The organism is Neochlamydia sp. AcF84 (assembly GCF_011087585.1).
Classification (GTDB): Bacteria; Chlamydiota; Chlamydiia; order Chlamydiales; family Parachlamydiaceae; genus Neochlamydia.
Map to the genome: position 1 here is coordinate 16,656 of NZ_VJOT01000078.1, position 12,092 is coordinate 28,747.

General features: G+C 37.6%; 6 protein-coding genes. 5 read left to right on the plus strand and 1 reads right to left on the minus strand.

Going from position 1 to position 12,092, the window contains the following annotated elements:
* The first annotated feature begins 53 nt into the window (after positions 1 to 53).
* Positions 54 to 2,936, plus strand: coding sequence for a hypothetical protein (locus NEOC84_RS09285; RefSeq protein WP_166158508.1), 2,883 nt, complete (start codon positions 54 to 56; stop codon positions 2,934 to 2,936).
* On the opposite strand, the gene NEOC84_RS09290 is transcribed toward NEOC84_RS09285, so the two are convergent.
* Positions 2,933 to 4,516 (minus strand): hypothetical protein, encoded by a 1,584-nt coding sequence (locus NEOC84_RS09290; RefSeq protein WP_166158511.1) that lies wholly within the window; start codon positions 4,514 to 4,516, stop codon positions 2,933 to 2,935. The two genes, NEOC84_RS09285 and NEOC84_RS09290, sit on opposite strands and share 4 nt — an antisense overlap.
* 504 nt (positions 4,517 to 5,020) lie before the next feature.
* Between NEOC84_RS09290 and NEOC84_RS09295 the strand changes: the two genes are divergently transcribed.
* The 4 genes from NEOC84_RS09295 (at position 5,021) to NEOC84_RS09310 (ending at position 11,189) form a co-directional block, all read left to right on the plus strand.
* The gene (locus tag NEOC84_RS09295) at positions 5,021 to 5,191 is read left to right on the plus strand and encodes a hypothetical protein (RefSeq protein WP_166158514.1); all 171 of its coding nucleotides are present in this window, start codon (positions 5,021 to 5,023) and stop codon (positions 5,189 to 5,191) included.
* Positions 5,192 to 5,297: 106 nt separating this feature from the next.
* On the plus strand, positions 5,298 to 5,717 hold the full coding sequence (locus NEOC84_RS09300; RefSeq protein ID WP_166158517.1) for a hypothetical protein: 420 nt from the start codon (positions 5,298 to 5,300) through the stop codon (positions 5,715 to 5,717).
* A gap of 41 nt (positions 5,718 to 5,758) precedes the next feature.
* Positions 5,759 to 8,776: a 6-hydroxymethylpterin diphosphokinase MptE-like protein gene (locus NEOC84_RS09305; protein ID WP_166158520.1), complete on the plus strand. Its 3,018-nt coding sequence runs from the start codon at positions 5,759 to 5,761 to the stop codon at positions 8,774 to 8,776.
* 268 nt (positions 8,777 to 9,044) lie between these two features.
* The gene (locus NEOC84_RS09310) at positions 9,045 to 11,189 is read left to right on the plus strand and encodes a 6-hydroxymethylpterin diphosphokinase MptE-like protein (protein ID WP_347566669.1); all 2,145 of its coding nucleotides are present in this window, start codon (positions 9,045 to 9,047) and stop codon (positions 11,187 to 11,189) included.
* Positions 11,190 to 12,092: the final 903 nt, after the last annotated feature.

Consider the following 12,092-nt stretch of genomic DNA (forward strand, 5'->3'; position numbering starts at 1 on the left):
TTTTAATTTAAAATTATAATATTAATAGGTGTTAGTTAGTTAAGGAGTTAACTATGGCAATAGACAAAACTCAATTTTCTGATGCGACTGATCATGCTAATAAAAATGTTTTCGATTCTTATTTTCATTTAAAAAATGTTTCAAAAAAAGAAGGAGGACATCGATTTAAAAAATTGGAAAGCCAAGAAAGTGGCTATTCATGGGGAGTAAGCCATGTAAATATGAAAGAACTGCTTAAAAACACTGCTAAAATAATTTCTTATTTTACTGTTATTATTCCTCTAATAATGCTCATAGGCAAAGCGATTCATGATTACCGCCATCATTATAAAATCATTAAAGAACTTCCCTCCGATAAAATAAAGAACGTATCTAGCAAAATCTTGAACAAAGCCGCAGGGGATAAAGATGAAAAGGAAATCATGGCTTCCCCAGCAGTAAGCAAGCTATCCAAGAGCAGTCGAGATATAAAAATTAAAGAGAAATATGAAGAAGATTCTTCAGCAACAGAGGCGGCTTTAATTTTAAATATCATTAAAGGTCTTAAAGAAAAGCTGCAAGCTGAAGAGCCTGCCCTTATCGATGCGCAGACAAAGGAGCATGGCATAAAAATCCAGAAAGGAGAGCTAGAGGGAATTAAATTTGAGATTAATTCCTATGAAAATTATGGGATTACTGTATGGAAAATAATCAGAGAGGGGCAAGCCTATGAGGTTAATGAATATGCTCCTCAGGCTTACCATGGTCCTAAGACTGAAGGGTTTATAGAAAGGCAACGGCTGTTAATAGATGCGGCTAAATGGCATGTGAAAAATTTAGCAGTAGGAGATAGTCTAGAGGGCCAGAAAGCCCAAGGGAAGATGTTAGAAACTCTTGACTACCTTCAAAAAAAATTTATGCAGGAAATACGTTCGGAGAAATTTCAGATAGATCCCCAATATATTCAGCATCCTGATAAGAAAGTTGGCGAAGATCATTATATGCAGGTGCATGGGATTGCCCAAGAGCTGCTCGCTCAGCTAGCCAAAGATATACAATTTACCCTTAATCAGCTCAATCAAGTAGCGGAATTAAAGATAGAGGAGTTTACCATTGACAAGTTAGCTCAAGCAGAAAAAGAATTTATTGTGGCAGTAGGAAGGCCTACCATTATCAACACCTACTTCCTAGGTGATTCAAATCAACAATTTTTTAATATGCAAAAGCCTTCTTCCATCGTTGATGCGAAAGGTGAACGTATAGCAAGAGCGATGTTGCCAAGCACGATTAGAGATCGTGAAGGTTTAGCTAACTATGTGACTACTTCTTTTGGAGAAATTCATGACAGGGAGGAAGAGTATTTCTTAGAAACACTTTTTGAAGCTATTCGCCATTCTAGCTATCCGCCAATCGCCATTAAAGATACTTTGCAAAGGCAAGCTATCGGTTGCCGAAATTGCAAACAAAATTTAATTGATTTAGCCGCTTTAAGAATTAAGGCTGATCCTTCTTTAGTTACTACTCGGGATCAGCCTCTTGTCCTTCCTCTACGCACGATGATGCTCTTATCCCCTAAAAAGATAGATAAGATCCGTAATCGTAAAAAGGGGATTGCAGGAAAATGGTCGGGAGAAAGTGAAACCACTCAACTAGAAGAATCCGCTTTAGCTTTAAAAATATACAATCAACGGCTTCTTAAAGTTAGAATAGAAGGAAAAGATATTTGGATTATGCCTGATATTTCTTTTATGAACTTAGGGGCTAATGAATTGGCTGTAAACTCAACCTCTATGGGAAAGCATTTAAAAGATGCTGAATCTTTAGCTTCTTACAATGCTAAAGGCTTTATAGAGTTTGAACAAGAAGTGTTTGATTTCATCCAAAAACAATCGGTTCTTCCCCCTTCTGCGGTGGCAACTTTAAAAGAAATTGAATCGATGAAAAGGGCGCCTTCCTTACGTCAAGCAAAACGGGACATGCAGACGCTTCAAAATGAAAAAGCCAGAAGTATTATTTCTCTTTATGCTTCATTGGATAAATTGATGGAAGAATATCTTTCCCATCCCCAAAAAGCTGACCTTAAACAGGAAATTATTCGCTTAAAAGACAAAATTGAACAGCATGAGAAAGAGGTTTACAATCACTATAAAGATTATTTAAGACTTAAAGCTGAAGTTTATATACAAAAGAGCTCGGAAATAAAAGAGCTTTTTAAACAGCTTAGATCCGAGTTAAAAAGAGAAATTGATCAGCTACCTTCCGATTTGACAAAAGTACAACAACTTCATCATCTCAACGATTTAACCCTTAAATTTGAGCTAGCTATCGACGTGTTTTACCGCCAAAAAAATAAAGAAGCAAATGCAGTGCTTGATTTCCAAGTTAATTACTTAGAAATTCATGCGATGATGTCTAATTGTGTAGAGTTTTTTTGCAAGAGTGCAGAAGACCGTACTGGCAGGGTAGATGATAAAATCCAAGAAAATAAAGCTTTTCAGGCTATTTTTGGGCGAGTTCCTTTCGGATCAGATGATCAAGAGTATATTGATAAGTTCATTTCACCTCTTATTCATCAGTATTCAGTAAGCCAAAACAACACGGAAAAAAATTCGGGCGCTCGCGGCGAGCAGATCAGCCCTCTACTCAATCCCCATTTACATGCCAAAATTGATAAAAAGCATGCTTATTTAGCCAAAAATGTAATTAGTAAGGCTAGAAATAAAAAACCTTCTCCGCACATAAGAAAAAAATTGTCCCGATTAGAGAAAAAGAATACAAGAAATCCTGCCAGGCATGGAGAGCAAATGAATCCCCTACTCCCTGCTCATAACTCTACTAAGGTGAATAAAAGGTATGGTTACCTAAGTAAGAAGGTAATTAGCAGAGCTAGAAAAATAGGCTTTACCTCCTCTTGGAAAAAAAGCCCATTTTCCTCTGCTAGAAAAACTTTTTATTAAAATCCATGGTCTCCACCTACTACTCCCAAAGAAGCTTCTGTAAAGTAGTAGGTGCTTATGTAGGGATTTGGGCTCACAGCTGTAAACCAGCCGATAGTATTTTCTAAGAACTGGCAGAGCTCTTTATCTTCCTTGGCATAAAGGATTTGAAAGCCGTGGGGGGGCAAAATTACTGTACGCTTGAGCCTCTCAGTATCTTTTTCGCGAAAGAAGGTTAAGTCTATTTCGGCTGAACGGGTGTATTCTATATGAGAAGATGAGTTGAGGAGCCACACAGTAGATTTTTCCCTATCTGCAAGAATAGGGGCCCAGCGGAATGAAGTCGGTTTGTTCTCCAGGGCAGGATTAAAAGGTTGGAGGTTTGTACAGATATTACAAGGCATCTGCTGACCTTCTACTCCTAAATCTAACCCTAGCTTAATACGAGCAGGAATACGAGTCCCCTCTTCTGTGCGTGCGATTAAGCGTGCTGCGAGATTTTGTTCAGTATCCAGAGCTAATTTTTTGCAAATATCTTTGAACGCTAAGGATTGATAACCGCTTTGTTGGGAATGCAAAGCTAAGCATTGTCCTTTTTTTCCTAAAAGTTTTCCTTCCTGATTGTAGATTTCAAGATCAATAATTAAGGTATTAGGGGGGTAGATAGGATAAAAATATACTGTTGTAAATAAATTTCTTTGTAAAGTCAAAGGGATCATGAGAGTGGCGGGAAACCACTGCGGCTCTGCAGGGCGCCAGTAATCGTGTTCCGCCATAGACTTAGAGCAATCATAATAGGTATGAGTAATTGTCATAGCGGGCAAAGAGTGTTGTATGTTTCCTACTAGCAGGCGAGGGAATATCCAATTAACTTCACATGTAATTTTAGCAGTCCCAGGTTGGCCATTTAAAAATTTTTGAAGTTCAATCTCTCTACCTGGATAGATAAGACAGGTCTGGTAAGCTTGTAAGGTCGGATAAGTAATTTCGTGGGTAAGCTTTTCATTTTTGCTATTATAAAACTCCATAAGAAGGGGAGCCTGGTGAAGAGCTTGAGGACCGTTAATGATACTAATAAAGGGCTCATGATCTTCATCTACATAAATATTAAAGCCTGCTTCAGGAACATGGGAGTGAGAATTGTTATACATATCCTCAAAATTATTGTAGATGCGCTGAGCCGAATGAACGACAGTACTAAACGCAGGACCATAGTAATTAATAGCAACGGCGGGATAGGGAAAAACTAAATGACGCGTAGAAAAAAATTCTATCTCTAGACTACCAATGAAAGGATGATCGAGGGGCAGACCTGCGGCTATAAGCTGATCGATAAGTTCGATACGGTAGGTTTTAGCTTCTCGAATAGGCAAAGAGGTTCGATAAAGCAGCTTTCCTTCGCCAGAACGAAGGGAAAGCTGCGCAGCAATCTCCTGCACATGGCTTTTTAACATCCAATATCCCATAAACAGCAATCTTGTTGAGATGCCGGGTAAAGAGATTACAGGAAAGATGGCAGAGGAACGATAAATGCAGGTGGGAAAATTTTTTAAGGCAGAGTGTGGACTTGCATTGGCAAGATGTGCATAATAGCTACGCATAAAATTTACCTGGGTGGAGTTTATTATGCTTTATAGCGATCATAAGATAATATTGGAATACTCTTCTAAAATTTTTTTCTTGCTGGCTATTTTTTTTATCTCTATATATTTCGATACTAAGTAAATTTTTAAATTTATAACTTTGAAAAAATATAAAAATGGTACTATTCTAAATAAATCAAGGTTTTAGATGATGTCTAGCTATGCTGGGAAAAATTAAAGCATGGGGATTAGAGATGGGCAAAGATCCAGCCCTTATCCATCCCGTTTTACAAATCAAAAATATTGGTAAGCTCCCATTTATACCGAGGATCAATTGGAACGACAATTTTGGTCATTAAAAGGACGCATTAAATGTGTAGTCATGTCCTATACATTTTATATTCCTCGTTTTTAAGGTAGAAGCCGTAGCTGCTACACGAGCTACAAAGAATTTTTTCAAAGCATGTAGGGGCTTCTGATACCGCTGCCCGTAGGAGAATCAAAAGTAAAGTGCGGCAAAATATGCCTTATTTGGTAGGGTCGCATCCTCTCTTATACACGGTTTGTATCACTCGTTTAGCAGTAGGGATCCTTCATCCTGGCTGGAGTATAGGGACTAATGAAGAAATACCTGATTTTGATGGGGAAGATTTAGAAAATCCTTACGATTCTTCAAAAAGCAAGTTTGAATAAATTTAAGCTCTTAAAGATGAGAGCTTAAGTTAAAATGCTTTAAAATAATTTTTAACAGTGATAGGTTGAGTTTGGAACTTAAAACAACTTAATTTTGATGGCTATTATGAAAACAATTTCCTTTCTTGAGCAGATTCTTAATCAGGTTACCTTTTTATATCAGCATATATTATCTAACCAGCATAAAGAGATTGATTCACGCCCTGAAATCAAAGAAGCCATTCAGCGCTTGTCTAGGCAGATTCAGGAAATTTCTCATATGACTGACATTGAGACCGCGCGCATGGGAATCTCTCAAGAAGAGCTAAGAAAAACCATTTTAGAATCAAAAAATCACCTTCCGCCCGATCTTCAAAACTTTCTAGAGAAAACTCAGTATCTTAAGAGCCAACTTGAAGGCTGTAGAAATGTACTTAAAGCGGCGACAGAAAAGCAAAAAGAAGAAAGAAAAAATAAGCAACTGGGAGACAAAAGGAAAGAAAAGTTCAATCATGTAGGGGGCAAAAAAGGCTGGATTCCTCTGTAACATTCCTAATTAACACACTATATAAATGAAAGTAGATAATAATGATAAACGATGAACGTTTTACCCATAATTTGCAGAGATGGTCTGTTCTTAATCAAGATGCAGCAGAAAAAATTAAAGTTCTAGAGTGCCAAGAGATTGCTCTTATCGCTAACGAAGATGGTGAATGGAATTTGCAGAAAATTTCCGAAGATGAGCCTGCCTATTTACATTCTCCTCTTTCTCCCCAAAGGGAGGCACAACAATGGTTTTTATCTTTAGATTTAAAAGATACTTTAGTGGTGTATATTTATGGGATCGGGCTGGGGTATTACTATGAGGTGATTAAAAATTGGTTAAAAGAAGACCCTAAGCGCTATGTAGTTTTCCTAGAAAATAACTTGGAAGTAATAAAATTTTTTCTTCAAACCGAGCGAGCTACGGCTTTCTTAAATGATACCCAAGCTAAACTCTTTCATTTTTCATGGGAAACATCTTATTTTTCCTTTGGCTTTGTAACTTCTCTTTTTTCTTTGGCTTCTTTTAAAGCTTCGGCACTTAAATTTTATCAAAAGAACGATACTCTCCATACGGTGGAATTTCAAGCACGCCTTTCTTTTTTTCATGATATGCGCATAGGCATAAGCGCTGAATTTATGAATTTAGCTGGTGAGAAAGGCTTTATTCATAACTACTATCAAAATTTAATGGAGATTCCTTCCTCTAAAATTGAATCAAAAATGCTAGATCAATTCAAAGGTGTCCCTGCTATTATTTGTGGAGCGGGACCTTCATTAGCTAAGAATATCCATCTTCTTAAAGAGCTAAAAGATAAAGCATTAATAATGGCAGGTGGGACAGCTATGAACGTCTTAAATGGAGCAGGAATAACTCCCCATTTTGGCCTAGGAATAGATCCCAATCCTTCCCATTATAATCGATTAATATCTAATACGGCTTTTGAGGTTCCTTTCTTTTATAGGCAGCGCATGTACAATCCTGCATTGAAAATGGTGCATGGAGAGCGGTTATTAGTAGCCGGAGCTGGAGGCTATCGCCTACCTGCATGGTTTGAAAATCAATTAGGCCTGCCTGAAGTGGTGCCTATAGAAGAAGGTCATAATGTAATTAATTTTAATTTATCGATCGCTAGAGAATTAGGATGCAATCCTATCATTATAGTAGGCGTAGATTTAGCTTATTCGAATAATAGCTCCTATGCTCCCGGTCTGGTACGTCATGCCATCCAAGACCCTAAAGATGCTTTTTTAACCAAATATTCTCATGAAGAGCTCCTTGTAAAAGATGACATTTATGGTCAGCCTGTTCATACCCTTTGGAAATGGATCAATGAATCCCTGTGGTTTTCTCATTTTGCCAGCCAATATCCTGAGATCACTTTATTGAATTGTACCGAAGGGGGGATTGGTTTTACCCGTGTTCCCAATATGACCCTTGCAGAGGCGGCCTCCATCTATTTAAAGAAAAATTACGATTTTTCTTCGTTGGTGCATGGAGAAATTCAAAACAGTGGGGTTCCTCAAGGCTTAACTACCTATAAAGTATTAGAAAGCCTTGAGATATTTGCACGTAGCCTACTCGATTGTGAAACCTATTGTAGTATTATCGCTCTTGAAAATAGTAAAATTCACCAAAGCGTAGAGGTTGGGCAAGAGGTGCCCGCTCATCTCAAAAATCCGGCCATCGAAGAGAACTTAGCCAAGCTTGAAGCCTTGGATGCTTTTAAATATATCTTAACTGATTATAAGGAAAGGTTTTTAGAGATTTTCTTTCCCCGGCTTGTTTATTTAGAATACGATTCTCAGCTTTATTCAGAGAAAGAAATTTTCTTGAAAAAAATTGTTTTTGAGATAAGCTTATATTCTTTCCTTTCCTCGGTGGCAAGAAATAATATAAATATTATTAGCTCTCTTCTTACCAAGGTAGTTAAAGAAAGCAATAATCCAGAAGTGACGCCTTCCAAAAAAACTCTCGCTCTTAAAGAAAAGTTACAGATTGAACGTACCCATTTGAGTGAACAAGAGCATTACTCTTTTGTAGATAGTTATTTGGAAATCATCGACCCTGAGCTTCATTTAAATCTTAAGAAAAAATGCGAAGGTCAAGCTGAACAGCAGCTGTATGCTAATGGAGCTTTAAAAACCCAGCACTTTTTACATGAAGGCAAACTTTATGGTCCAGCGACCTACTACGCTGAAAATGGCCAACTCCTTGCTCAAAACTGGTATGTGGAGGGTCTTTTAGAAGGTAAAGGTTTCTTTTATTACCTTACAGGCGAGCTGTATGCTATCAAGCGTTATAGGAAAGGTGTTTTACATGGCCGCCAAGAATACTATTTTTCAAATGGTCTCCCTAAAACTATTCTCCCTTATCAAGACGGTTTAATGAATGGCGAGGTTCTTTTGTACTATGCAAGCGGTAGAATTAAACGCCAAATGCATTTCAAAAAAGGAAAAAAAGATGGTGTGGAAAGGATGTGGAATGAAGACGCCATGCTATTAATAGAAGCTCATTATGAGAATGATTTGCCTATAGGAACGGCCCGGGAATGGTATTCTAATGGCAACCTCAGCAAGGAAATTATCTATGCTAATGACTCGGACAAGCTTGAAATAAAAAAATGGAATGAAGATGGTGCACCTCATTTAGAAGATGCCACCCAAGGGAAAGATTATTTTGATTTAATGACTAATCATTCTACAGCTTTAACTACTTCTCTCCACAATATCTATCAGGCTCTTGTAAATATTGCTCCCACTATTGTGGAAGTAAAAAGAGAGGATAAATCTACCAGCATTGAGGATGATTTGTTAGAATTACAAAAAGAAATGGATAAGCTTAATAAATACAGCCATGAAATGTTAAAAATTTCAGGGACAGAAGGCAAAACCCCTAAAGAAGCTGTGTGGAAAACTCCTGAAGCAGAGAGGCTAGTTAAAGCTCAATTAGAAGGCTTAACAAAAAATTTGTCTGAATTGACTTGTGAAACACAAGCGAGTCTTAAAGGTTTATTTGAGAAGCTTAACTTACAGAAAGAAGTAGAACTTTTTCCTAACTAAAAACATAACGAAATAAAATCTAGAGCTTAAATGAAAGCCTACTTTAATTTTTATTTAAAAGGTTAAGGGAAGAGCTTTTTTAATTTTAAGGCAACCCTCATAGATCCCCGGGCTATTTTGATGAAGGCCAAGCTTTATATTTTTATCTTTTTTACCCACCCTATTCTTTATGAAAAATAGCATCGATCTCTTCCATAAAAATTGCGAAAGATGGTCTTCTACTAATCCCCAAAAAGCACTTTTGCTGCCCTACATAGATTGTAAGGACGTGGCATTTTGTATAACTCAGCAGGAAGAACAAAATTTAAAATTTCAACATGGAGAAGAAACTTACTTCTTTCATTGTCAAAAAGGAGCCCTTGATGAAGCAAAAGAGTGGTTCAAAATGACCAAGCTAGCTGAGGTGCCCTTAATATATGTCTATGGCGTAGGCTTAGGTTATTACTATCAAGCTGCTCAAAGCTGGCTTCAAGAAGATCCTTCACGCCGCCTTGTTTTCCTAGAAGATAACCTAGCGGTCATTCATCGCCTCTTTGAAACTCATCTAGGCTTTCAGCTAGTTCATGATCCTCAAGTGCAGCTGCATTTTTTTGAGGATTTAGAAAATAGCAAAGAACTGTTCCATCATCTTTACTGGAATTTTTTTTTAACAACCCTTACGGTATCAGGTTTAAAATTATATCAGGATCTGAAAGCAGAACAATATGCCCATTTAAAGCATACGCTTGCTTATGAAGCATCCCTTAAAAATAGCCTGCTTACAGAATACCTTGAATATGGGGTAGGTTTTTTTAAAAATTTTTATCCTAATATTCTTTCTTTAGAAGGTGCTTATTTAGCTGATGAGCTTTTTGGGAAATTTCATAACATCCCTGCTATCATTTGCGGGGCAGGCCCTTCTTTAGAAAAAAATCTTTCTCTGCTAGGTAAGCTTTTAAATAAGGCTTTAGTTTTTGCGGGAGGGTCGGCGCTAAACGCTTTGAATAAAAGCGATATCCAACCCCATTTTGGGGCAGGTATAGATCCCAATGCCCCTCAATATGACCGGTTAAGTACTAACAGTTCTTTTGAAACGCCCTTTTTTTATCGCAATCGCCTGTTACATAAGGCCTTTAATACTATTCATGGTCCACGCCTTTATGTTACAGGAAGTGGTGGATATGATATTTCTTCTTTTTTTGAAGAAGGTTTGGGAATTAAAGGTACACCTATTGAGGAAGGGCATAATGTCGTTAACTTTTGCTTAGAGATTGCGCATGCTTTAGGATGTAATCCCATTATTTTTGTAGGCATGGATTTAGCCTATACCGATATGAAGGCTTATGCTTCAGGCGTCATAGAAGATAATCGTGTCGAGGCGGCCGACATTACAACAACGCAGAATATCGATCAAGTGGCACTGCTTAAAACAGATATCTATGGAAAGCCTATTTATACTTTATGGAAATGGATAGCAGAAGCTGAATGGATAGGTGATTTTGCTAAAGCTCATCCGGATATCAAGGTAATCAATGCCACAGAAGGGGGGTTAGGATTTCCTGGTGTACCCAATGAAACTCTCCAAGAGGTTGCCGACAAGTATTTGATAGAAAATTACGATTTTAAGGGCATGATCCATAGCGAAATTTTTAACAGCTCGATGCCGCAAGTTAAAAAGGAAAAGATATCTTCCTTAATGCAAGATTTGCAACAAAGCTTAACGCGTTGCGTGGAGGATTTCGAAATTCTTATCGAAGAAACCAGAGTCATCAAATTACGGTCGGAAAAAGATCAAAAAGTTTGCTTTCCTCAACAGACAGGAAAAGCTGCACTTTATGAGAGCGATTTGGCAGAAGAAATAGGCTATCGCTATGTCTTACATATCTTTAATGAAGCTTATACGCGCGTTTTAAATCGAGAATTACAAGGTATCCAGCATGCCTCTATTTCAGAAGTTCAACAAGCGCTTGAGAAGCTAGACTTACTTATCAAACGTTTTGCCTTCTTACGCGATGTGGCTAAGGTTAACCTGGAGCTTATCAAGATGGCTATGCATGAGCATGCGGCGCTTCCTGCGACTACCTTTCCAAAGCCAGGGAAAATTACCTGTAAGCAAACAAAAGTCCAAGGAGTAATTCAAGGAAACTCCTCCTTTCATGCTCAAGGCCAAATTTTATCTTCCGCTTATTTTGAAAAAGGCCTGCAAGAAGGGGTGGCCGAGTTTTTTTATCCTAATGGTCAACTCTATAGCAGGCAGGTGTTTAAAGAGGGGGTATGGGAGGGAAAGCAAGAATTTTATTATCCTACTGGGATAGTTAAAACGCTGTTAAACTATGAGAGTGGCAAGCTGATAACAGCACAGCTTTTTTATCCGAATGAAACTCTTAAATCTCACGTAGCACCTTTGAGGGATGAAAACCCGCCGAATGAATAAGGCGGCGAGGTTGAGATTTTTTCTTTTATCTTTTGTAAAAAAGGGGGATATGATGCTAGGAAAATGAGAGGGGATTTAACAAAAACACTTGTGCACACTGTAGAAACAGCAATGCTTACCGAAGAGCTTGGAAGAGGAAGTAAAAATTATCGGCATGGTCTGAGAGAGGAAAATAGGTAGATGGCAAGATGATGGTACACTCGATAGGATACAGCGCGCCTTGCTTGATAAAGACGATCTTGCCGGAAAGTCAAATTGCCAATGTCTTAACAGCCGATGTTTCTTTCAACGAGGAAAAAAAGAAAGACAAGATATATCTTATGGATATAAAAGAAAAGGAGTCAGCTCCTCTTAATTAAGAAAAAAAAGAGTTTGCTTATAATTTTTGAGAATGGTTGCTGCTCATAGAGATGGACATCAGATGATAAAAACTCTAATCAATCGAGAGATCAGCATTGTTTCGAGACAATAAAAATCGACAAGGACTTTTTCCTGCATTTAAAGCAAAAGGAGAGAATGCAGAATACTTAAGAGATAAGCTGTAAAATGAGAAGCTTTTACTTTGAGCGATAGATGGCAAAGTCTGGAAAAAATCGCTAAGGGGGTTAGATCTCATTTAAAAAGAATGATGTGGCAAGCTAAACGATCAATATCTTAGCTGCAAAGAAAATATCGGCGCATTGCATTTAGATGGAAAAAAAAGATAGAATATTGGCAAGCATTTTTTACCTCTAGCTTAAAAAGTTTTTAGACAAATCAATTAATAAGATAGGTTCATAATTAAATGGCGTTGTTGCGTAAATGCTAAGAAGTGTATGCGATAAGATTGCTCTTTAACACATAAGAGCTATAAAATTAGTTTGCAACAACAAAAATATAGGCAAGCTATGGAAAAAAAGCTCC

Excerpts from the sequence above, each read along its gene's own strand:
- NEOC84_RS09295 (WP_166158514.1), top strand. The coding sequence starts at position 5,021 with ATGCCTTATTTGGTAGGGTCGCATCCTCTCTTATACACGGTTTGTATC.
- NEOC84_RS09300 (WP_166158517.1), top strand. The coding sequence starts at position 5,298 with ATGAAAACAATTTCCTTTCTTGAGCAGATTCTTAATCAGGTTACCTTT.
- NEOC84_RS09290 (WP_166158511.1), bottom strand. The coding sequence starts at position 4,516 with ATGCGTAGCTATTATGCACATCTTGCCAATGCAAGTCCACACTCTGCC.
- NEOC84_RS09305 (WP_166158520.1), top strand. The coding sequence starts at position 5,759 with ATGATAAACGATGAACGTTTTACCCATAATTTGCAGAGATGGTCTGTT.
- NEOC84_RS09285 (WP_166158508.1), top strand. The coding sequence starts at position 54 with ATGGCAATAGACAAAACTCAATTTTCTGATGCGACTGATCATGCTAAT.